The sequence below is a fragment of the Schleiferilactobacillus harbinensis genome, from assembly GCF_008694105.1.
Classification (GTDB): domain Bacteria; phylum Bacillota; class Bacilli; order Lactobacillales; family Lactobacillaceae; genus Schleiferilactobacillus; species Schleiferilactobacillus harbinensis.
Window position 1 is genome coordinate 632,091 of record NZ_CP041364.1, and the last position, 22,367, is coordinate 654,457.

A 22,367-nucleotide genomic window follows, 5' to 3' on the forward strand; every position below is an offset into this window, starting at 1 on the left:
TGGTCCCTGGTCCTTGTGCTTACGCTTCTAACCGGTCGCCTACGCCCTCTGATATTTTCTTTTGTTCGCCATTGCGCAAACGGTCTCAATCATGGTATATTATTGTGTGAAATGGCAAACAAATAGGACGGTGAAATGTAATGACAGAACAACACGTGGTCACCTTACCCCGGGCGACAGCTAAGCGGATTCCTTTGTACTATCGATACTTATGTATGTATCGGGCGGAGGGGGTCACGCGGATCAAGTCCCATGAACTAAGTAAAAGCATTCACATCCCCGCGGCGACGATCCGCCGAGATTTCTCCTGCTTCGGGGAATTAGGGAAGAGCGGCTATGGTTATGATGTGAGCCACTTGATTGATACCTTTGCCCGGATGCTTCGGGTCGACGAATTGCACAAGATTGCCCTTTTAGGGGTGGGCAATCTGGGCAGAGCGCTGATTCAAAATAATTTTCGGCGGAATGACAACCTCCGCATTACCTGCGGTTTTGATAATCAATGCCCAGAAATTGGCACGATCATCAATGGTGTACCAATCTATCATATGGATCAACTTGCCGAAAAAATACGCGAACAGGGCATCACAACGGCGATTTCCACGGTGCCCAGTGTGCATGCCCAAGAGGCGGTGGCCCAGCTGACTGAAGCCGGGGTACGGTCCATTTTGAACTTTGCGCCTGCTCGCTTGAAGGTGCCCGAAGGCGTCCACGTGAAGTATATTGACCTGACCAGCGAGATTCAGACGCTGATGTATTTTGCCGATGCAGAAAACACACAGAATAATATGGAAGAAGCAATTGCTACCTTTGCGGAGCCGGAGTAAGTAGGCTATAATGCAGATAACACTTTGATCGAGAGCATGACAGGACAGGGAATTTCAGCGAACCGGTGGGTGGTGTGAACCGGGCGAATGTCGGCCATGGTAGCTCGGGAGTGGATACTGCGACACACTGTGAAGTGGTATCCGGAAGCCGCCGTTATCGGTTTTGAGAGGGACTCTGATTTTTGCGTCAGGGCCCAACTTAGGTGGTACCGCGAGCAATCGTCCTAATCTTTAGGGCGATTTTTTAATCCGATCAAATAATTCGTTAGGGAGTGATTTACATGAGTGAATCAGATATGTCGACCAAGTATGATCCGACCGCCGTTGAAACGGGCATGTATAAAAAGTGGCGCGACGCGGGATATTTTAAACCCAGCGGCGATAAAAAGGCTAAACCGTACAGCATTGTTATTCCGCCGCCCAATGTGACGGGCAAGCTGCACATGGGTCATGCCTGGGATACCACATTCCAGGACATGATCATTCGCCAGAAGCGGATGCAGGGCTTTGATACGCTGTGGCTGCCAGGAATGGACCATGCCGGGATCGCGACCCAGGCTAAGGTAGAGGCTAAGTTGCGCGGGCAGGGAATTTCCCGTTACGACTTGGGCCGAAAGAAGTTTATTGACCAAGTCTGGGAATGGAAAGACGAGTACGCCAAGACGATCCACGAACAGTGGGCTAAACTGGGCCTATCGCTGGATTACTCCCGTGAACGCTTCACGCTGGATGACGGCTTGAATAAAGCCGTACGGACCGTCTTTGTCGATCTGTACAAGCAGGGCCTGATTTATCGCGGCCAATACATCATCAACTGGGATCCGGAACTGCGGACAGCACTGTCCGACATTGAAGTTATCCACAAGGACGACCAGGGCGCGTTCTATCACGTGAAATATCCCTACACGGACGGCAGCGGCTATATTGAAATTGCCACGACCCGGCCGGAAACGATGCTGGGTGATACTGCGATCGCAGTCCATCCCAACGATGACCGGTATAAAGACGTGGTGGGTAAAAAGGTGATTCTGCCCTTGGTTGGTCGGGAAATCCCCATCATTGCCGACCATTACGTTGACATGCAGTTTGGGACCGGTGCGGTGAAAATCACTCCGGCCCACGACCCTAACGACTTTGAGGTCGGCAATCGGCATAACCTGGAACGGATCAACATCATGAATGACGATGCCACCATCAATGAAAATGGCGGCAAGTATCAGGGCCTTGATCGTTTCGAGGCGCGCAAGGCGATTGTGGCTGACCTGAAGAAGGAAGGCTACCTGCTGTCGATCGAACCCATCGTCCACAGTGTCGGCCACTCTGAACGTTCCGGCGTCCAGGTCGAACCGCGCCTGTCCACCCAATGGTTTGTCAAGATGAAGCCGTTGGCCGAACAAGTCTTGGCCCAACAGAAGACGGATCAGAAAGTTCATTTCGTACCGGACCGGTTCGAACACAATTTGATCAATTGGATGGAAAACATCCACGACTGGGTCATCTCCCGTCAGCTCTGGTGGGGTCACCGGATTCCGGCCTGGTATCAGAAGGATACCGGTGAAATATACGTTGGCATGGAACCGCCCAAGGATGCCGAAAACTGGACGCAGGATCCTGATGTTTTGGATACCTGGTTCTCCAGTGCGTTGTGGCCGTTTTCGACCCTGGGCTGGCCGAATACGGATGCACCGGATTACAAGCGGTACTTCCCGACCAACACGTTGGTCACCGGTTACGACATTATTCCGTTCTGGGTTGCCCGGATGATTTTCCAGAGCGAACACTTCACTGGCAAACGGCCGTTTGAATTTGCCCTGATCCATGGCTTGATGCGTGATTCCCAAGGCCGAAAGATGTCTAAGTCGCTAGGCAACGGGATCGATCCGATGGACATTATTCAGAAATATGGCGCGGATGCCCTGCGCTGGTATTTATCCACCAGTTCAACCCCGGGACAAGATGCCAACTTCAGTGAACAAAAGCTGGAAGCAGCGTGGAACTTCATTAATAAGATCTGGAACATTTCCCGGTTCGTCCTGATGAACTTGGCTGACACGCCGGCTAGCGACACGCCGCCGGATCCGGCCACGTTTGATTTAGCCGATCGCTGGATTTTCCACGAACTGAATGAAACCATCACCAAAGTCACCCGCTTGTCTGAACGCTTCGAGTTCGGAGAAGCCGGCCGGGCCTTGTATAATTTCACCTGGAACGACTTTGCGGATTGGTACGTGGAAATGAGCAAAGAAGTGCTGTACGGCACGGATGAGGCGAAGAAGGCGGCCAAGCGCAAGAACCTGCTTTGGGTCCTGGATATGACACTGCGCATGCTGCACCCGACGATGCCGTTTGTCACCGAAAAGATTTGGCAGACCATGCCCCACATTGGCGATACCATTATGCTGGCTAAGTATCCGGTGGCCCATGAGGAATTTGCGGACGCGCCAGCCGCGGCAGATATGAACTGGATCATCGCTGTGGTCCGAGCTACGCGGAATATTCGCAGTCAGGCCAACGCGCCGATGAGCAAGCAGATCCATCTGCAAGTCTTCATGGCCGATGCGCATCTGGTACCAGTCTTTGACCACAACAAGCCATTCATTCAACGGTTCGTGAATGCCAGCCGGATGGATGCCTTGACCGGTGAACAGCCAGAGGCGTCGGCTAAGATGATGACGGCCGTCGTACCAGGTGGGGAAGTCATCGTGCCGCTGAATGAATTGGTTGATATGCAGGCGGAACTGGACCGGTTGACTAAGGAACAGACGCGGCTGCAGACCGAGGTTCAACGCGCCGACAAGAAGCTGGCGAATAAGGGCTTTACGGATAAAGCCCCCGCGGCGGTGGTTGCTGAAGTGGAAAAGAAACGGGCCGCGTATCAGGAACAATTAACGACACTGACCAGCCGGCTCGCTGATTTGCAGGACAGCGCCCAATGAATTATGCAGAAGCCCTGACGTTCATCCACAGCCGGCCGCGGCTGCATTGGGGTCATGAACTGACCTGGATCAAGACTTTTCTCGCGGCTATTGGTCATCCCGAACAGCAAGGCCGCTTTATCCATATTACCGGCACCAACGGCAAGGGATCGGTGGCGACCATGGTCACGGACATGCTGCTGGCGGCCGGGTTGCATGTGGGGCGTTTCATTTCACCCTACATCACGCGGTTTAACGAACGCATTCAGGTGGATGGGAAAGATATCAGCGACACCGATCTGGCCGCCGCCACGACCCATCTAGCCGATGTGCTGGCGGGGATGCAGGCCGCGAATCCGGACTTTGCCTTGACGGAGTTTGAGTTCGATACGGCCTTGGGTTTCTATTGGTTCGCCCAGCAGCAAGTGGATGTCGCCGTGATCGAAGTGGGGATTGGCGGCGCCCATGATAAAACCAACGTGATTCAGCCCGACGTCAGTGCCATCACCACTGTCGGGGCTGATCACTTGGAATTGATCGGCCCCACCTTGGCCGACGTCGCCCGGGAGAAAGCCGGCGTGATCAAACCGCAAACGCCGGTCGTGCTCGGCGACATTGCCGCTGAGCAAACTCAGATCATTACGGCCGCGGCCCAAGCCCTGGCAGCACCGGTGGCCCAACTGGGCCGCGACTTCACAGTGGACCATGCGCACCTGCACCCGGCCGACCATGCCTGGCAGTTTGATTACCATCGGGGCGACCAGGATTGGACCAAGCTGCGCCTGCCGAGCATTTCTGCTTATGAAGTACGCAATGCGGCAGTGGCCATCACTGTGGCCCAGCTGTATCTGCACGGCCGGGGTAAAACATTGGATCAAGCTACCGCGCAGGCGGGGTTAATGGCCTTTCGCTGGCCGGCGCGCATGGAGCTGCTCCATGAACAGCCCTATCTGATGCTTGACGGCGCGCATAACGTGCCCGCGGCGCAGGCTCTGATCAAGAGCATCAAAGCGGCCTTTCCAGGGGTTACCGTGCACCTGATCGCGGCCTTTCTCAAAGACAAAGATGCCACCGATATGGTGCGCTTGTACCAACGGGCGGGCTGGCTGATCACGGCCACGGAGTTTCCGGATGCCCGTATTCTGCCGGTGACGGACTGGCCGGAGACGACGGTCCCAATCAATCATGTGGCGAATTGGCAAGAGGCCCTGGCAGTTGCGCTGCAGGCCGCTTCAGCCGATGATCTGATCCTGTTTGCCGGGTCGCTGCACTTTGTCTCGACGGTGCGCAATACGTTACTCAAGGAGGATGACCGTGAAATTTGATGGTGTGATTTTTGACATGGACGGTGTTCTGGTGGATTCGGAACGAATGTATCTGCGGGCTAACATGGTCGCCGGCCGCCAGCAGGGGCTAACATTGACCGCTGAAGATTATGCGCCTTTGGCTGGCGCATCCAATGCCACGGCCAATGCGTTCTTTCAGAAGTATTTTCCAGGTGAAAAAGCGCAGGAATTTCTTAACGACACCTACGCGTTGGTGGATCAATACGTGGCCGCCGGCGAGCTGGCGATTAAGCCGGGGGTCAAGCCGCTGCTGCGAATTCTGCACGAAGCAAATATTCCCATGGCGGTGGGTTCCAGTAATTATGGCCGCACCGTGCATGAGTTTTTGGCGAAGGTCGGAATTGAAGACGAGTTTGCCCATATCATTACCAGTGATGACGTTCATGCGGGCAAACCGGCACCCGACATCTTCCTCGCTGCCGCCCAGGCGCTGGCCATCCCGCCGGCGCGGGCATTGGTGGTGGAAGATTCCGCCAACGGCATCCAAGCGGCGTTGACTGCCAAGATGACACCGGTGTTGGTGCCGGATCTGCGGACGGCTGAGGAAATCTTGATGGATATTCCCCAACCAGTCCTCGTGGCCCCCACCTTGACCCATGTGGCCAATTTGTTTAAGTAATCGACTTGCACCCCGATCCCGCCGGATCGGGGTGTTTTTGCATAATGTATGAATGAACACAGAAAGGACGATGACCATGATTGAACCGACCGTAACGATGCTCCCCCGGGAAAAAGCCAGTCTCTACGGGGTGGGGGCCCTGACCGATCGAGAACTGCTGGCGCTGCTGATTGGTTCCGGCTCGAAGCAGCGCAGTGTCTTTCAAATTGCCGAATCCGTGATTCAGCAATATCAATTTTTACCCAGCCTGCAACAGGCCAGTGTGGCGGATCTCAGTCAGCACTCGGGAATCGGTCCGGCGCGGGCGCTGCTGATCGCGGCCAGCATCGAACTTGGCCGGCGGTGCGCCCACCAGTTGGGCCAGCGCTTCGGGACGATCAATTCAGTGACCGAAGCGGCCCATTTCTTGATGGATTATTTTGCGGGGGTGACCCAGGAAGAATTTGTAGCGATTTATTTGGATGCGAAAAATGCGGTGATTGCCCAGGACGTGTTGTTTAAAGGGACCCTGACGGCGTCCATCGCTCACCCCCGGGAAGTGTTTGCCGGGGCCCTGCGCTATGCTGCTGCCAGTGTGCTGGTCGCCCACAACCACCCCAGCGGCGATCCGGATCCGTCGGAGCAAGACCGCCTGCTGACCGAACGGCTAGTCAGTGCGGGCCAGGTCATCGGTATTGCGGTGATCGATCATTTGATCATCGGCCGGGAAGAATTTGTTTCCATTCGCAGCGAAACTCCGTGGTAAGGGCTCTTATACTTTTCTAAAGCCGTCCGTATTTTCCCTGTTCCTAATGGTAGAATGTGTTATGGTGAATATCGATGTTCAGACCATTGGCACGCAAGTCGGGACATGGTCCCGCAAGCATAGTGGCGACAAGGCTTCTATGTTATAATTGTCGATATTAAGTATCCGCGGATGCGCTTTGAAGGAGAGAAACTTTCGTGTTTGGATTTGGTGCGAAAAATATTGGTATTGACCTGGGCACGGCCAATACATTGGTATACGTAGAGGGCAAGGGGATTGTCCTAAATGAACCGTCGGTAGTCGCTAAGGATACCGGCACAGGTGAAGTATTAGCAGTGGGCTCTGAGGCCCGCGACATGATTGGCCGGACGCCAGCCAGCATCAAGGCCATTCGACCCATGAAGGATGGGGTCATTGCTGACTATGATACAACGGTTGCAATGATGAAGTACTTCTTGCAAAAGTCGGGTGCGACGGGTAAACCGTACGTCATGGTTTGTGTTCCTTCCGGCGTTACCGAAGTCGAGAAGCGGGCAGTGACCGATGCTACCCGGGTTGCCGGGGCGAAGGATGCCTACGTGATCGAAGAGCCTTATGCGGCGGCGATTGGGGCCGGTTTACCGGTTATGGATCCCACCGGCAGTATGGTGGTGGATATCGGCGGCGGGACGACGGACGTGGCGACGATTTCGCTGGGCGGGATCGTGTCCGCCCGGTCGATTCGGATGGCCGGCGATAAGATGGACGAGGCAATCATTTCTTATGTGCGCCAAGAGTTCAATCTGCTGATTGGTGAACGGACTGCTGAACAGATCAAGATGGAAATTGGTTCGGCTTCTGTCGAAGGGGCTAAGGACTTAGGTCCGATGTCTGTTCGGGGCCGCGATTTAGTATCCGGATTACCTAAAACGATCGATGTCTCAGGTGAAGATGTGGCCAAAGCGGTCCAAGAAGTAGTCCAAGCCATCATTGAGGCCATCAAGGATACTCTGGAAGAAACGTCACCGGAAATCGCGGCGGACGTAATTGATCGCGGAATTGTCTTGACTGGCGGCGGCGCGTTATTGAAGAATCTCCCAGGTGTCATCTCGGATGCCACCGGGGTACCGGTATTTATTGCGCAGGATCCGTTGGAATGTGTCGCAATCGGTACAGGCGAGTCATTGAAGCATATCGAATTGATGAAGCGGCGTTCTCGGTAATGTCCGCTACGGCTTTGAGACGCCCGCCAGAGCAAGCAGCGGAAGGGTGAAGGACGGGCATGCGCAAATTTTTTGCCAATAAAAAGTTGATCATCGTGATGATCATTTTAATTGCGACGCTCAGCACCGTAGCGCTCTCTTTTCGTGTACGGGAGAATCGTTCAGCGCCGCCTTTTATTCAACGAATGGCGAATGATATCAGCAACGTGGCGGCCCAAGTGATTGCTGCCCCGATGGTGGCGGTCCACTCGGGCTATAACCAAGTGGTTGATTTGGTAAATACTTACAACGAAAATCAGGATCTGAAAAAGAATGTGACCCAGCTGCAGCAGATTCAAGCTACGAATAATACGCTGCGGGCGGAGAACACGCAGTTAAAGAAGCAGCTAAAGCTGAATGCGACGCTGTCTGATTACACCCAGATTCCGGCGAGTGTGGTGTCGCGGCAACCGGCAGACTGGGAAAACATTTTTATGATCAATAAAGGCAGCCGCCAGGGTGTGAAGAAGAACATGCCGGTGGTTTCCGGGGCCGGTTTGATTGGCCGGATCGTGGAGATCCATGATTTTTCGGCGAAGGTCGAATTAATTTCCACCAGTAATACCAATGCGGACCGCACGGCGGTGGAGATCGTCAACAAGAAGTCCCAGCGAATCAATGGGATCATCTCTGGCTACGACAAGGATGATGAAGCCTTGCTCATGACCCAGATCAATACGAAAAACACGATTGAAAAAGGGGACACCGTAGTGACTTCCGGTTTGGGCGGCTTAACGCCGAAGGGCTTGTTTGTTGGCAAGGTGACCCGCGTCAAAGACGACGATTATGGGCGGCCAGCGACGGTATACGTTCGGCCGGCCACCGATCTGAATGATTTCTCTGTGGTCACGGTCATCAGCCGGGCCGTACAGGGGGAATAATATGGATCGACGCATTTTTTGGCGGATCGCGCTCATTGGGTTAACCGCGTTATTTCTGGACGGAGCACTTTCCTTTGCCCTGCAAGGGGTATTGATCACACCGCGGTGGCAGATTGCGCCGAGCTTGTTGTTATTATGGCTTGTCTACGTGGTGTACGCTTTGCCCACGGATTGGCGGATGCTGGTGCTGGGCCTGGGTCTGGGCTTGTTGTATGACTTGTACTATTCGGGCATCATCGGTTTTTATGCGTTGGCTTTTCCGGCAGTAATCTACGGAATCCGTTGGGTACGGGACTATTTGCCGGTTAACGGACTGTTTGCCGTTCTGTTATACTTTATAAGTATTGTGGTCGTCACGAGCGGGGTATACTTCGGACATCGCTTCTTAGGCGTTGGCGGGGAAGGCTTCGTCGGGTTTGTCAGTCAGGTACTTTGGCCGACGATCCTGGCCAACGTGGTGGTCGCGGGAGCGGTGTATGTACCGTGCGCGCGGCTGCTCGCCGGGTGGCGCAGTGACCAGTAGGCAAGCGGAAAGGGCGAAAAGTTATGGCGAGTGCCACATTAAAAGGACGCAAAGACGGTTACGAAATTCATTTGGACGACGCGGCATCGTTTACTGACAATCTGACTGATTTGACGGCATTGTTGCATCAAGTGCATGATGCTCAGCAGGCGTTGCAGGAAGAGCAGGCTAATTTTGTCATCACCACGGGCAACCGCTTGCTGACAGAAGACCAGGAGACGGCCATCAGGGCGCTTTTGGATGCGTATCCCCATTTTGAAATCGTGGCGTTCCGTGCAGACGTGGTGACTACCGCAGACTTGTCGCCTTTATTGCGCCAGACCCATGTGCCGGTATCCATTGGTGTCATTCGCAGTGGTCAGGAACGAGAATTTGACGGTGATATTCTGTTTATCGGGGCGATTCACCACGGCGGTGTGTTGAAGGCCAGCGGGAGTGTTTTTTGTATCGGTGAAGTTAGCGGAATCGTTTATGCTGGCTATCCGGATGATGCGGAAGCGGTCGTGGTCGGCGACTTGACCGAGGCAACTCAGGTACGGATCGCCGACATGGTCGACATCGTGGACAGCAGCAACGCCCATTTGACGCCGCACGCCTTTGCGTACGTGAATGACTTGCACGCGATCGATTATGCAGAATGTATTAATTTGCGCCAAATTCGGCCGCGACTGTATGCCCAGATGGAGGAATGATCCGTGCCAGCAATTTCATTGGTGATTACATCCGGTAAAGGCGGGGTGGGGAAGACCACTGCGACGGCTAATATCGGCACTGCCCTAGCCATGCTGGGGAAGCGGGTTTGTGTCATGGACTTGGATCTGGGGCTGCGTAATTTGGATATTATGATCGGCTTGGGTAATCGGATTCTGTATGATGTGGTGGACGTGGTCCAGGGCCGGGCAACATTGCACCAGGCCTTGGTGAAGGATACCCGCTTTGAAGACCGCTTAGTGCTCCTGCCCGCCGCCCAAAATGCAGACAAAAACGTCCTGACGCCGGCCGCTGTGCGGCAAATTGTGGCGGCTTTGCGCAGTGAGTTTGATTATATTCTGATCGATTGCCCCGCCGGGATCGAACAGGGCTTTCGCAATGCTCTGGCCGGTGCAGATGGGGCTTTGGTGGTGACGACACCAGAGATCTCGGCGATGAGCGATGCGGATCGGGTGATTGGTCTGATTGAAGCGTACAAAATGCCAGTCGCGCCGCGCCTGATCGTCAATCGCGTGCAAGCCGCCATGATTGCTGCGGGCACCAGTCTGGATGTCGCCGCGATTGCCCATCGGCTGGCCTTGTCGCTGCTGGGTTACGTGGTAGATGATAACGCGATTATTACTGCCGATAATCGGGGCGAACCGATTGTTTTTGATACGCAATCACCGGCCGGAACGTGTTTTCGGAATATTACGGATCGTCTGGTTGATCCCCACGTGCCACTGTTGCCGCTGGCGATCAAGAAACCCGGTTTTTGGCAAAAACTTTTCCACCGGGGTTGACAAGCACCGGCGCAGTCGTTATGATTGCATTTAATTTCATAGACAGCAAAGTGCGCGAGGAAGAGTAACCCAAGCAAGCAGTTCAGAGAGTTCCCGTTAGGTGCAAGGGAATCTGCTGGTCGGGTGAACCACATCCTTGTTTTCAGACCTCTGAATTTTAGTAGGAGGCTCCGTTCGGTCCCGTTAACGACCAAGCCGGTGATAGCCGGTGAGCAGAGTCTGGAAATTTCTTTTTCCAGAGAAGATAAGGTGGGACAGCGCGCAAAACGCCCTTAAGATCAATTCAATTGAATTGATCTTAAGGGCGTTTTTTTGTTTCCGTGAACAAGCGAAAAGGGAGGATCACATCATGAATTGGCATTATATTGCATCAATTTTACCGGCATTATTATCCGGTACCCAAACGACGTTAATCATTTTCATCACCACACTGGTGCTTTCGATTCCGTTGGGCATCGTTGTCTCGATTGGCCTGCGCAGCGGCTGGCGGCCGTTGCAGTGGGTGTTGAACGCATATGTGTGGCTGATGCGGGGCACACCGCTGCTGCTTCAATTGATTTTTATCTTCTATGGTCTGCCGATGGTCTCGATTTATTTTGATCGGATGAGCGCAGTTTTTCTAGCCTTCGTTCTCAACTATGCGGCCTATTTTGCCGAGATCTTCCGCGGCGGGCTGCAAGGGATTCCGCAAGGGCAATACGATGCCGCCAAGGTCTTAAAGCTGACTCCCCTGCAAACCTTCCGCTTGGTCGTATTACCCCAAGTGGTTAAATCCGTTATTCCCGCCGTCGGCAACGAAGTAATCAATCTAGTCAAGGATTCCTCGCTGGTTTACGTCCTGGGTATTGGTGACCTGCTTCGTGCCGGGAACATCGCGGCGGCCCGGGATGTCACCTTGATTCCGCTCGTGTTGGTGGGCATCGTGTACTTGGCGCTGACAGCCCTGCTGACCTGGGGGTTGCGGTCCTTGGAAAAGCACTATGCCTATTATCGTTAAGACGAAGGAGGAAAAGCGTATGCTGGAATTGAAAAATATCAACAAAGCATTTGGCAACCGGGTGATCTACCGAAACTTTAATTTGACCATTCAGGATGGCGACACACTGGGTATTGTCGGACCTAGCGGGGCAGGCAAAACGACCCTGCTGCGGATGATTACCGGTTTAGAACCAATCGACAGCGGCGAACTGCTGTTGAATGGGACACCCATTGACCCGTTTCGTAATCGCGCTGATGCCGGTAAAGTCGGCGTCGTCTTCCAAGATTTCCAATTGTTTCCGCACTTGGATGTTTTGGCTAACGTCCTGATTGGACCGGTTTACGCCCAGCATACCGATCGGGCTGCAGCGACCCAAGCGGCTGAAAAATTGCTGACGCAGTTAGGCCTAGCCGACCACGCCCGGGACTATCCGTATCAACTATCCGGTGGTCAGCAGCAGCGGGTGGCCATTGCCCGCGCGCTGGCCCTGCAGCCGGCCGTGCTGGCCTACGATGAGCCGACTTCCGCCCTGGATCCGGCGATGACTGCCGATGTTGCCCAACTGATTAAGGGATTTGCCCGGCAAGGAATGACCCAGTTGATCGTGACCCACGACATGCCGTTCATTGATCAGATTCAACCGCGGGTGATCACAGTGGGGAGGGATGACGATGCCCAAGTTTCTGCGTAATTGGTTGCTGGTTTTACTGACGGGCGGGATGCTGCTGGGGACTCTCAGCGGCTGCGCCCGACGCATTCCTAAGGGAGACGCTACCCAGCAGATCGAGCAGCGGGGTACCGTCGTTGTGGGCTTGGATGAAACGTTTGTTCCCATGGGGTTTCGGGCCAAGGATGGCCAGCTGACCGGTTTTGATATTGATTTGGCCAAGGCGGTGGGTAAAAAAATTAATTTGCGGATGGTGTTCCAACCGATTGATTGGGATATGAAAGAAACTGAGCTGCGCAACCACACGATCGACCTCATCTGGAACGGCTATACCGAAACGGCTCAGCGAAAACAGCACGTGGCCTTTTCGTTGCCGTATCTCGTGAATCAGCAGGTGGTGGCAGTGACTAAAAAGAGCGGTATTCGCTCGATTGCCCAGCTGAAGGGGCAGGTCGTCGGGGCCCAAACCGGCTCATCAGCTGCCCAAGATATTGACGATCAGCCGAAGATACTAAAAAACAGGATCAAGGGCAATGCCCCCATCCTGTACGACAGCTATAATGATGCATTTATTGACTTACGAGCAAACCGTATTCAGGGACTCGTCTTAGACTCCGTCTTTGGCGAGTATACCATTGCCCATTCGGCGGATCCCAAGGCTTACCGGGTCCTGACCAGCGGCTTTCCCAGCGAAGAATTCGCTGTGGGGATGCGCAAACAGGATACCCAATTGCGGCGCAAAATCAATACCGCCTTGCGGGCCACGGCGGCTGATGGCACGATCACCCGGCTAGCCAAGAAGTGGTTTGGCGATACCGCGGTCGTCGCGCCTACCTTGGCGCGTTAGCCAAATAGTAGACAGCTCCGATGACGACTGAGCCGACGGAGAAAAGCAGCATCAACCAAATAAATACGCGTAAAATCTTGTCAAACGTGCTGCGTTCTTTTTTCAACTTATATCCCACCTTGTTTTTCTTGCTGGGCTTAGTTTACTATTGATTGAAAGAACTTTCAATTCAATTTCGGAGGGCACGTCATGGGTAATTGGGTCAGCCTTGGTTTTTTGCCGGTGCTGCTGGTCGTCGGCGGAGGCGGTTATAACTATCTTTCAGCACGGTGGCAGGGGCGGCCCGTGCATTTAGTCAATTGGCTGGTGCTGCCCCAATTTCTCGGTGTTTTTATATTGACTTATCCCACCGGTGGCATCGGGATGAGTTTGTTACCGATTTGTGTCTTGACCGGGGTGGCTTTTGGCTTGATTTATTTGGTCATTCGCATCATCCGTGATCGGGATCTGCTGCTGGGCGAGTATTTCCGCGGTTTGTGGCGCTATCTGGCGCTGCTCAGTGCGGTGTGGTATGTTTTTGCGCTGGTGTTGTGGATCATTGACCGTATCTAGAACGTTTTTTGCCAGTCGGCTGAGCAATCAGCTGGCTGGCTTTTTTTGTCACTGGGGCAGCATTCTTTTCGGATACAGGGGTATCAAGAAGTCATAGTTTTCTCCCAGGCCATTGCTTCGAATCGGCGCAGCACAGGGAGTGAAAAAAATCCGTCATCGTTCGGGAAACGACCATATGTGCGCATGTTCACACGAATGAACGGTAAAATGTTCCGAAATTGGAAAAAAAGCCTGATTTTATGGGGGATTGTGGTGGCAAGTGGGGGATTGTGGTAAACTGAAAACATCGGGTTATCTGGGGGTGATGTGCGTGCTGATGGGTGAATATCACCACACAATTGACACCAAAGGACGATTGATCGTGCCGGCCAAATTCCGGACGGAACTCGGCGCGTCTTTCGTTGTCACCCGGGGCTTAGACCAATGTGTGTTCGGCTATCCGCTGGCCCAATGGCAGCGAATCCAAGAGCAGCTTGCTCATTTGCCCACGAATAAAAAGGACGCCCGCGCATTTACCCGTTTCTTTTATTCCGCCGCGACGGAAGTCACGCTGGATAAACAAGGCCGGATCAATGTGCCGGATACCCTGCGGGGGTTCGCCAAATTAACGAAAGAGTGTGTTTTCGTTGGCGTCTCCAGCCGAATCGAAATTTGGGATGCGCCGACTTGGACCGCGTACATGGCCCAATCGGCGGACAATTTTGATACATTAGCCGAAGACCTGATGGATATTGATCTTTGAGAAAGGAGCCACGGACTGTGACTTTTGTGCATCACACCGTATTACGGCAGGAAGCGGTCGACGGCTTGGCCGTCCAGGCAGGCGGCACTTACGTGGACGCGACCTTCGGCCGGGGCGGACATACCGCACTGCTGTTAGCCACTCTTGCCGGCACCGGCCAAGTCATTGCCTTTGACGCAGACGAAGCCGCTATTGCGGCAGGCAAAGATCGATTTGCCAAAGAAATCGCGGCGAACCAGCTCGTACTGGTGCATGATAATTTTCGTCATCTTGCCCGGGTGCTCCATCAAGTGACCACTGCCCCGATTGCTGGCGTACTTTATGATTTGGGGGTTTCATCGCCCCAGTTCGACGATCCCAGCCGCGGCTTCAGCTACCGCTTCGACAGTCCGCTGGATATGCGGATGGATCAGAGTCAGGCACTATCGGCTCAAACCATTGTCAACGAATGGTCGCAGCGGGAATTGAGCCGCATCATTCATCGGTATGGTGAGGAACGTTTCGCCGGGGCGATTGCCAAACGCATCGTCGCCCGGCGAGAGAGTGCGCCGATCACGACCACTGGGGAATTAGTGGACGTGATCAAGGAAGCTATTCCGGCAGCTGCCCGGCGAACGGGCGGCAATCCAGCCAAGCGGACCTTCCAAGCGATCCGGATCGCCGTCAATGACGAGCTGGGCGCACTGGAAGATTCCTTGGAAGAGGCAGTCGCCGTGTTGGGGCAGGGCGGCCGCCTAAGCGTCATTACCTTCCAGTCGCTGGAAGATCGAATCGTGAAGCACGTTATGCAGCGGCACGCCACCAGCGATTTGCCGCCTGACCTGCCGGTGTTGGGAACACCAGCGGACGTGGATCTCAAGATGATCACCCGCAAACCGTTTCGGCCCAATGCTGCAGAACTGGCCGCTAATCGGCGGGCTCACAGCGCCCGTTTACGAATCGCAGAAAAAGTAAAAAAGGATTAATCCAGTCAAAATTGGTGTAAGGAGTTGTTGATGATGATTGAACAGAAGGATCTCAATTGGGGGCAGGGCAGTGCGGTACCCCAACGAAAAGAAGTACCCACCCCCCACCAGCAGCCGCAGGCCCAACCCCAGGTAATCCCGAAACGGGTGCCGTTAAGCGGGCTGGAACGGGTCTTGATTACGACAATTGCCGCAGTTTGCGGGTTCTTCATGATCACCCTCGTCAGCACTCAGGTGGGTCTTACCACCACCCAGCGCCAATATCAAAACTTAACCACGACAATCAATAATAAAAAGAGTCAAAATAATGACCTCCAGCAAGAGATCGGTGAATTAACGAGTTCACAACGGTTGAATGAATTTGCCAAAGCCCACGGTCTGACGCTGATTGAGGGCAATATAAGGAACATCGGTAAATGAAGCCCATGAATCCGCAACGAAAGTCCCCGAACCCGAAGACACGGCGCAATCGACAAATCGTCGGCATCCTTTTGCTGGCTGCGATCCTGCTTTTCTTCGGGTTGGTCGTCTTTCGCTTTTTTTATATCACGGTGAGCGGGCAGATCGATGGGGTCAATCTGGCTGATCGGACGCGTCGCAAGTACACGCAGGAAACGGTTTTGAAGGCTAAACGCGGCACAATTTACGCCAGCAACGGAGACGTCATTGCCGAAGATTCCAATGTCTATACCATTTTTGCCGTGGTAGATCGCAAGTATGTGAGCATTGATGACAAACCGCTTTATGTTCAGGATAAAGCTAAAACCGCTCAAGTACTCAGTCAATACTTGAGCCTTTCCGCTGCACAAATCAAAAAGATTCTATCACCGAAATCCAAAAAAGCATTTCAGGTTGAATTCGGCAATGCCGGCAAAAATATTGATTTAGCCACCAAAAATCAAATCGACAAACAAAAGCTCACCGGGATTTACTTCCGCGCCCAACCAGCACGGCTGTATCCTAATGGCACGTTTGCCAGCCATATCATTGGGATTGCCCAATTGAAAGATGCCAAGGACACAGCTAAGGACAGCAATGCGCAGCTGACCGGGGTTATGGGGATCGAAAAATACTTCAACCGCCAGCTTACCGGCGTCAATGGCCGGCAGCAGATCCAAACGGATGCTAACGGTTATGAACTGCCCATGTCCAAGATCGTCACCAAAAAGGCGAAAGACGGCGACAATATGACCCTGACGATCGATGCCCGGCTGCAAAACAACCTGGAGACGCTGATGCAAAACGTTCAGGATAAGTACAAACCGGTGGGGCTCAACGCGGTCTTGATGAACGCCAAGACGGGCTCGATTCTTGCGGCCAGTCAGCGGCCGACATTTGACGCCGCGACGATGCAGGGCCTGGGCAATGTCTGGCGGGACACCCTCGTGGAAGACGCCTATGAGCCTGGTTCGGTGATGAAGGTTATCTCCATGGCCGCTACGGTTGATTCCGGTCACTACAATCCCAATGCCACTTACCAATCCGGGGCGGTCACTTTGGACGGCAGCACCGTCCGCGACTGGAACTATTCCGGCTGGGGCACGATTCCCTTTAGTCAGGTGATGCCCCGGTCCAGCAACGTCGGGATGGTCCATCTGGAAGAATTGATGGGCGCGGCGACGTGGAAAAAGTATCTGGAGCGTTTTCACATGGGCCAAAAGACCGGTATCACCTTGCCGGGCGAAGTGAGCGGCATGTATCAGTTCAGCCGGGCCATCGATCAGGCTAACACTGCCTTCGGCCAGGGCATCAACGTCACCGCGATGCAAATGATGCAGGCCTTCTCGGCCATTGCTAATGGCGGCAAGATGGTCCAGCCGCAAATTGTCAGCAAGATCAAGAATCCGCTGACGGGCAAAACCACAACGTATCAGCCCAAAGTAGTGGGCCGACCGATTTCTGCCGCCACGGCGGCTAACGTCTTGGACCAAATGCGCCAGGTCGTCAACAATAAACAAATTGGGACCGGGACAGCTTATCAGCTGCCGGGGGTAGACTTAGCTGTGAAAACTGGGACGGCCCAAATTGCCAACCCTAAGGGCGGCGGCTATTTGACCGGCGACAGCAATTACATTTTCTCGGTGGTCGGGATGGCCCCGGCCAGCGACCCGCAATACATCCTGTACATCACGATGCAGCAGCCCCAAAAGATGACCGCCCCGGCTGAAACGATCCTGTCGAGTATTTTCAAACCGCTGATGACCCGAGTCTTAAGTTACGGTCAGACCAGCAGCGGGGCGACCACGAAACAAGTGACCATGCCCAATGTGACCAATCATTCGACTGCGGAAGCCAAAGAGGCTTTGGCCAACGCTGGTTTGACACCAGTCCTGGTGGGCAGCGGCACTGAAGTTGTCCAGCAGCTGCCCAAGGCAAACAGTCGTGTACTGGCCGGTCAGCGAGCGGTTCTCTTAACGGATGGTGCCGCGTTGATGCCCAGTGTGACAGGGTGGTCGAAAAATGATATTTTGAAACTGGCGCAAATTACCGGTATCCAGGTCAACTTTACGGGTACTGGCTACGCCGTTGCACAGAGCATCCCGGCGAATTCAGTGATTACGACGAACAGCCGCGTTTCTGTGACATTACAACCCCGATAGGTGGAGAGAGAGAATCATGAACGCATTATTGACAGTACTGGTGAGCTTTGGGCTGACCGCAATAGCGGAACCGTTATTGATCCGCTATTTTCGGCGCCATCACGAAGGTCAGAAGATCCGCGCAGAAGGTCCCAAATGGCACGCCAAAAAGAGCGGCACCCCCACAATGGGCGGTATCGGCTTTATTGTGACCATCTGCCTCACCGTGATTGGTGTCGCCGCTTGGACGCACCAACTGCGGCGCACCTTGCTGGTGCTGCTCCTCGTTCTGCTGGGGTTCGGGTTGATCGGTTTTGCGGACGATGGCTTGAAACTCTTTTATAAACGGAATATGGGTTTGAAGGCCTGGCAAAAACTCCTGGGACAAATCATCATCAGTGCCGTCTTCCTGTGGGTTTACTTCAATGAAAAAATGCCCTTCAGCCTCTATGTTCCGTTTCTGGGGGTGGTGAGCAGTGCCGTCTTCTTCGCCGCGTTCAGCCTGTTTTGGCTCGTGGGCTTCTCCAATGCGGTCAACCTGACGGATGGGCTGGACGGCCTGGTCAGCGGGTTGGGCATCATTGCGTTCGCAGTGTATGCTTGGATCAGCTGGCAGGAACAGCGTCTCGATGTGCTGTACATTACCTTGGCCGTAATCGGGGCGTTGGCCGCTTTTCTGATTTTCAACCACAAGCCGGCCAAGATCTTCATGGGTGATGTCGGTTCTTTGGCCTTGGGCGGCTTACTTGCTGCTGTATCGATCATGCTCCATCGTGAATGGTCGCTGCTCCTAGTGGGTATCGTGTTTGTCTTAGAAACGGCCAGTGTGATTCTCCAAGTGGCCAGCTTCAAATTAACCGGCAAACGATTGTTTAAAATGACTCCGATCCACCATCATTTCGAGATGCTGGGGTGGAGCGAATGGCGTGTGGTCCTCACTTTTTGGACAGTGGGGGCCATTGGCGGCATTGTATACTTAATGATTTGGTAGCAGAGGGAGCGAATTTCGTGAAGACGGTAACGCAGTATCAAAACAAGAAAGTATTAGTGATGGGGTTGGCCAAGAGCGGCGCCAATGCGGCCCGGTTATTGCAGCAGCTGGGCGCTTTTGTGACGGTAACAGACATTAAGCCTTTTGATCAGAACCCCGCCGCGCAGTCCTTGCTGGATGAGGGCGTGCGGGTGATCACTGGCAAACAGCCGTTAGCGCTGTTGGACGAGGATTTCTCGTTAATGGTCAAGAATCCAGGTATTCCTTACGACAATCCGTTTGTTGATAAGGCAGAAAAATTGGGGATTCCAATCATCACGGAACCGGAATTGGCCTATGAAATTTCTGAAGCGCCCTGGGTCACAGTGACCGGGACCAATGGCAAAACCACGACGACTACGCTGATCGCTGAGATGCTGAATGCAGACCGGTCGGTGGGCAAAGCCTATTTAGCGGGCAACATCGGTATTCCGGCCAGCGCCGTGGCAGAGAAGGTCGGACCCGACGATACGATGGTGGTTGAGATGTCCAGCTTCCAATTGGCGGGTACGACTCAGCTGCACCCGCATATCGCCGTGCTCACGAATATTTACTCTGCGCACTTGGATTACCACAAGACTCGGGCCAATTACATCAATGCAAAAATGAAGATGGTCGCCAATCAAACCGCCGCTGATTATTTCGTCGTGAATTGGGACCGGGAAGAATGGCAGGCGTTGGCGCAGCGCACCAAGGCCCAGGTGGTGCCATTTTCCCGCCAGAATCTGACCCAGGACGGGGCTTACTTAGCAAACGGCACGTTGTATTTCCGCGGTACACCGATCATTAAGGCGGACGAGATTCGCATTCCCGGGGCCCATAATGTGGAGAATGCCCTGGCGGCCATTGCGGCGGCTAAATTAGCCGGCCAAGCCGATAATGCTGCTATTGCCCATGTGCTGAAGACCTTCCCCGGGGTCAAGCACCGGATGCAATACGTGGAGACGTGGCAGTCTCGGAAGATCTATAACGATTCCAAGGCAACCAATATTGTCTCCACTGAAGTGGCGCTGCGCTCGTTCCCCGGGCCGGTGGTGTTGATTGGCGGCGGCTTGGATCGCGGCTTCACGTTTGAAAAATTGCTGCCTTTACTGAAAGACCATGTGCACACGATGGTCGTTTACGGCCAAACGAAACAGCTCCTGGCCGATGTGGCGAAAAAGGCTGGGATCACGGATCTGCATATCGTGGATACGCTGGATCAAGCGGTGCCTGTGGCGTTGAAAGAGAGCAAGCCCGGTGATGTCGTTCTCTTCTCGCCGGCGGCCGCCAGCTGGGATCAATTCCATACTTTTGAAGAGCGGGGCGATCGCTTTATCGCTGACGTTAATCAGTTCATTAAGGAGAATCCGGCATGAGAGTGATGATATCCGGCGGCGGTACGGGCGGTCACATTTACCCGGCCCTCGCCTTGATCAAACGGCTGCAAGAACGGCAGCTGCTGGATGCCGTCATGTATGTCGGCACACCTAAGGGACTGGAAAGCCGCATTGTACCCGCCGCCGGGATTCCCTTTGAGACCATTGAACTGCAAGGGTTCCGGCGCCGCCTCACGTGGGACAATGTGCACACGGTGACTTTGTTTATCCAGGCGGTGCGCCGGGCTAAACAGATGGTCCGGGATTTCAAACCGGATATCGTGATCGGCACTGGCGGTTATGTGAGCTCGGCGATTGTTTACGCGGCGGCGCGCGCCCATGTCCCGACAATGATTCATGAGCAGAATTCCATCGCTGGGGTGACCAACAAATTTCTCGCCCACTATGTGGACAAGATTCTGATTGCTTTCCCCGATGCCGCTGGCCAATTCAAGCATCAGCAGCAAAAAATTGCGCTGGTCGGCAATCCGCGTGCCCAGGAGGTGGCGGGGCTGCAGCCCAATGATCGGTTGAGTGAGTTTGCTTTGAGTCCGGACCGCTCGACGGTTTTGGTCTTTGGCGGCAGTCGCGGCGCCGCCCCGATCAACAATGCGGTTATTGAGGCCGTCCCTGATTTTGCCGGCCAAAGTTATCAAGTTTTGTTTGTTACCGGCAATGCCCATTACGAGGCCGTGACGGCAAAACTGGCGGCAATCAAAGTGCCGGGCAACGTCAAAGTGGTCCCGTACATTGATAATATGCCAGCCATCCTGCCTGACATCACCCTTTTGGTGGGCCGGGCTGGCGCCACGAGTATCGCCGAGATCACAGCGCTGGGTATTCCCAGCATCCTAGTGCCGTCGCCCTATGTGACGCACAATCATCAAACCAAGAATGCCCAGAGTATGGCGAGTACAGGCGCAGCGGTCCTGCTGCCGGAATCAGATTTGACCGGCAAGTCACTGTTAAATGCAATCACTGTGATTATGGGAGACGACGATCGGCAAAAGAAGATGCACACCGCAACACTGGCGCTGGGTCATCCCCAGGCGTCTGATGACATCATTGCCATCATGCAAGATTTGATTCATTAGCGATTTAGCCCACCACGGCGGAAGGGGGTAAGCACAATGAGGCCGCACCGAGATAAAAAGCCCGCCCAGGTTGATCCGCAGCAAACGATCAAGCCTTGGGAAGAATATCTGCACAAAGAGCAGGTCAAAGCACAAAAAACAGCGCAACGGCAGGAACGCAAACCGTTGCATGTATCGACCACCTTGCCGAAACTCAAGCGGACTCGGCTCAGCCGGTTGGTAAAAAACACCCTCATCGTGCTGGCCGTGCTGTTGACGGTGGGGGCTAGTGCCGGATACTTCCTCACGCCGTTCAGCCGGGTTCGGGAGATTTCAGTCACCGGGACCAACATTGCGGCGGATCAAGCCGTCATTGATGAAAGCGGCATTCGCAGCGGTGCCGGGCTGGTTCATCTGTTCCTGCACCGGCAAGACTATACTGGCCGCTTACTGAAGCGGATGCCCCTGCTGCGCAGCGCGGCCATTGATCGTGTCGGGATCAATGATATCGTCCTGCGGGTCAAGGAGCATCCGGTGGTGGGTTACACGGTCAAGAACGGGATTTATTATCCGATTCTCAGCACTGGTGTGGTCCTCACGGCCGGGCAAAGCAAGCCGGTGGGGAATTACCCGGTGTATGCTGATTTTACCAGCAATCAGCACATCAAATTGGCGGTCAAAGTTTATGCGTCGTTGGCCGCCCACGTGCAGGGCGATATTTCTGAGATTCACGACATCGGCGATAAGGCCAATCCGAATCGGGTGATGCTGTACATGAATGATCAAAACAAGGTCATTGCCGATCTGAACACATTGAAGGAAAAGATGGCGTACTATCCGGCGATGAAGGCCCAATTGAAGGGTGCCGGCATCGTTGATCTGGAGGTCGGGGCCTATGCCGTCCCCAAGGGCAGTGAAAAAGACACGAAGAATCCGTAATATCAGTGGTATTGGTTTCTTACCGCCAGCGCGGTGTGTTAGAATT

At 54.0% G+C, this 22,367-nt stretch carries 23 protein-coding genes; 22 read left to right on the top strand and 1 reads right to left on the bottom strand.

Annotated elements, in window-relative coordinates:
* Positions 1-140 precede the first annotated feature (140 nt).
* From FMM01_RS03500 to FMM01_RS03560, 13 genes are all read left to right on the top strand, one after another.
* The gene (locus FMM01_RS03500) at positions 141-827 is read left to right on the top strand and encodes a redox-sensing transcriptional repressor Rex (RefSeq protein WP_027827303.1); all 687 of its coding nucleotides are present in this window, start codon (positions 141-143) and stop codon (positions 825-827) included.
* A 281-nt stretch (positions 828-1,108) separates the two neighbouring features.
* Positions 1,109-3,763, top strand: a complete 2,655-nt coding sequence (locus FMM01_RS03505; protein WP_063515148.1) for a valine--tRNA ligase — start codon at positions 1,109-1,111, stop codon at positions 3,761-3,763.
* Positions 3,760-5,067 carry a bifunctional folylpolyglutamate synthase/dihydrofolate synthase gene (locus FMM01_RS03510; RefSeq protein ID WP_150391678.1) on the top strand — a complete coding sequence of 436 codons (1,308 nt, stop codon included), beginning with the start codon at positions 3,760-3,762 and terminating at the stop codon, positions 5,065-5,067. Before FMM01_RS03505 ends, FMM01_RS03510 begins: the two co-directional genes overlap by 4 nt.
* Positions 5,057-5,707 (top strand): HAD family hydrolase, encoded by a 651-nt coding sequence (locus FMM01_RS03515; protein WP_190973447.1) that lies wholly within the window; start codon positions 5,057-5,059, stop codon positions 5,705-5,707. The genes FMM01_RS03510 and FMM01_RS03515 overlap by 11 nt, the downstream gene beginning before the upstream one ends.
* Before the next feature lie 76 nt (positions 5,708-5,783).
* Positions 5,784-6,452 (top strand): RadC family protein, encoded by a 669-nt coding sequence (radC, locus tag FMM01_RS03520; protein WP_063515151.1) that lies wholly within the window; start codon positions 5,784-5,786, stop codon positions 6,450-6,452.
* Between the two features lie 197 nt (positions 6,453-6,649).
* Complete coding sequence (locus FMM01_RS03525) at positions 6,650-7,654, top strand: rod shape-determining protein (RefSeq protein WP_027827307.1); 1,005 nt, start codon at positions 6,650-6,652, stop codon at positions 7,652-7,654.
* A gap of 59 nt (positions 7,655-7,713) precedes the next feature.
* Complete coding sequence (gene mreC / locus FMM01_RS03530) at positions 7,714-8,574, top strand: rod shape-determining protein MreC (protein WP_063517004.1); 861 nt, start codon at positions 7,714-7,716, stop codon at positions 8,572-8,574.
* 1 nt (position 8,575) lies between these two features.
* On the top strand, positions 8,576-9,097 hold the full coding sequence (mreD, locus tag FMM01_RS03535; RefSeq protein WP_063515152.1) for a rod shape-determining protein MreD: 522 nt from the start codon (positions 8,576-8,578) through the stop codon (positions 9,095-9,097).
* Between the two features lie 23 nt (positions 9,098-9,120).
* A complete protein-coding gene (locus FMM01_RS03540) occupies positions 9,121-9,789 on the top strand; it encodes a septum site-determining protein MinC (protein ID WP_150391680.1) in 669 nt (222 codons plus the stop codon).
* 3 nt (positions 9,790-9,792) lie between these two features.
* Positions 9,793-10,590 carry a septum site-determining protein MinD gene (minD, locus tag FMM01_RS03545; RefSeq protein WP_150391681.1) on the top strand — a complete coding sequence of 266 codons (798 nt, stop codon included), beginning with the start codon at positions 9,793-9,795 and terminating at the stop codon, positions 10,588-10,590.
* A gap of 349 nt (positions 10,591-10,939) precedes the next feature.
* Positions 10,940-11,587 (top strand): amino acid ABC transporter permease, encoded by a 648-nt coding sequence (locus FMM01_RS03550; protein ID WP_063515154.1) that lies wholly within the window; start codon positions 10,940-10,942, stop codon positions 11,585-11,587.
* A 19-nt stretch (positions 11,588-11,606) separates the two neighbouring features.
* Positions 11,607-12,260, top strand: a complete 654-nt coding sequence (locus tag FMM01_RS03555; protein ID WP_027827313.1) for an amino acid ABC transporter ATP-binding protein — start codon at positions 11,607-11,609, stop codon at positions 12,258-12,260.
* Positions 12,241-13,083 carry an amino acid ABC transporter substrate-binding protein gene (locus FMM01_RS03560; RefSeq protein WP_150391682.1) on the top strand — a complete coding sequence of 281 codons (843 nt, stop codon included), beginning with the start codon at positions 12,241-12,243 and terminating at the stop codon, positions 13,081-13,083. The genes FMM01_RS03555 and FMM01_RS03560 overlap by 20 nt, the downstream gene beginning before the upstream one ends.
* On the opposite strand, the gene FMM01_RS03565 is transcribed toward FMM01_RS03560, so the two are convergent.
* Positions 13,067-13,201, bottom strand: coding sequence for a DUF4044 domain-containing protein (locus FMM01_RS03565; RefSeq protein ID WP_081674526.1), 135 nt, complete (start codon positions 13,199-13,201; stop codon positions 13,067-13,069). The genes FMM01_RS03560 and FMM01_RS03565 overlap by 17 nt on opposite strands.
* Before the next feature lie 71 nt (positions 13,202-13,272).
* On the opposite strand from FMM01_RS03565, the gene FMM01_RS03570 reads away from it, so the two are divergent.
* From FMM01_RS03570 to FMM01_RS03610, 9 genes are all read left to right on the top strand, one after another.
* Positions 13,273-13,635, top strand: a complete 363-nt coding sequence (locus FMM01_RS03570; protein ID WP_027827315.1) for a DUF3397 family protein — start codon at positions 13,273-13,275, stop codon at positions 13,633-13,635.
* Positions 13,636-13,945: 310 nt separating this feature from the next.
* Positions 13,946-14,377 carry a division/cell wall cluster transcriptional repressor MraZ gene (gene mraZ / locus FMM01_RS03575; RefSeq protein ID WP_027827316.1) on the top strand — a complete coding sequence of 144 codons (432 nt, stop codon included), beginning with the start codon at positions 13,946-13,948 and terminating at the stop codon, positions 14,375-14,377.
* Positions 14,378-14,394: 17 nt separating this feature from the next.
* Positions 14,395-15,342, top strand: coding sequence for a 16S rRNA (cytosine(1402)-N(4))-methyltransferase RsmH (gene rsmH, locus FMM01_RS03580; RefSeq protein WP_150391683.1), 948 nt, complete (start codon positions 14,395-14,397; stop codon positions 15,340-15,342).
* Between the two features lie 30 nt (positions 15,343-15,372).
* Positions 15,373-15,762 carry a cell division protein FtsL gene (gene ftsL, locus FMM01_RS03585; RefSeq protein ID WP_150391684.1) on the top strand — a complete coding sequence of 130 codons (390 nt, stop codon included), beginning with the start codon at positions 15,373-15,375 and terminating at the stop codon, positions 15,760-15,762.
* The gene (locus FMM01_RS03590) at positions 15,759-17,942 is read left to right on the top strand and encodes a penicillin-binding protein (protein WP_027827318.1); all 2,184 of its coding nucleotides are present in this window, start codon (positions 15,759-15,761) and stop codon (positions 17,940-17,942) included. The genes ftsL and FMM01_RS03590 overlap by 4 nt, the downstream gene beginning before the upstream one ends.
* A gap of 16 nt (positions 17,943-17,958) precedes the next feature.
* Positions 17,959-18,912, top strand: a complete 954-nt coding sequence (gene mraY / locus FMM01_RS03595) for a phospho-N-acetylmuramoyl-pentapeptide-transferase (protein ID WP_027827319.1) — start codon at positions 17,959-17,961, stop codon at positions 18,910-18,912.
* A 17-nt stretch (positions 18,913-18,929) separates the two neighbouring features.
* A complete protein-coding gene (gene murD, locus FMM01_RS03600) occupies positions 18,930-20,309 on the top strand; it encodes a UDP-N-acetylmuramoyl-L-alanine--D-glutamate ligase (protein ID WP_027827320.1) in 1,380 nt (459 codons plus the stop codon).
* Complete coding sequence (murG, locus tag FMM01_RS03605; RefSeq protein WP_027827321.1) at positions 20,306-21,403, top strand: undecaprenyldiphospho-muramoylpentapeptide beta-N-acetylglucosaminyltransferase; 1,098 nt, start codon at positions 20,306-20,308, stop codon at positions 21,401-21,403. Before murD ends, murG begins: the two co-directional genes overlap by 4 nt.
* A 36-nt stretch (positions 21,404-21,439) precedes the next feature.
* Positions 21,440-22,321 carry a cell division protein FtsQ/DivIB gene (locus FMM01_RS03610; protein WP_063515161.1) on the top strand — a complete coding sequence of 294 codons (882 nt, stop codon included), beginning with the start codon at positions 21,440-21,442 and terminating at the stop codon, positions 22,319-22,321.
* Positions 22,322-22,367: the final 46 nt, after the last annotated feature.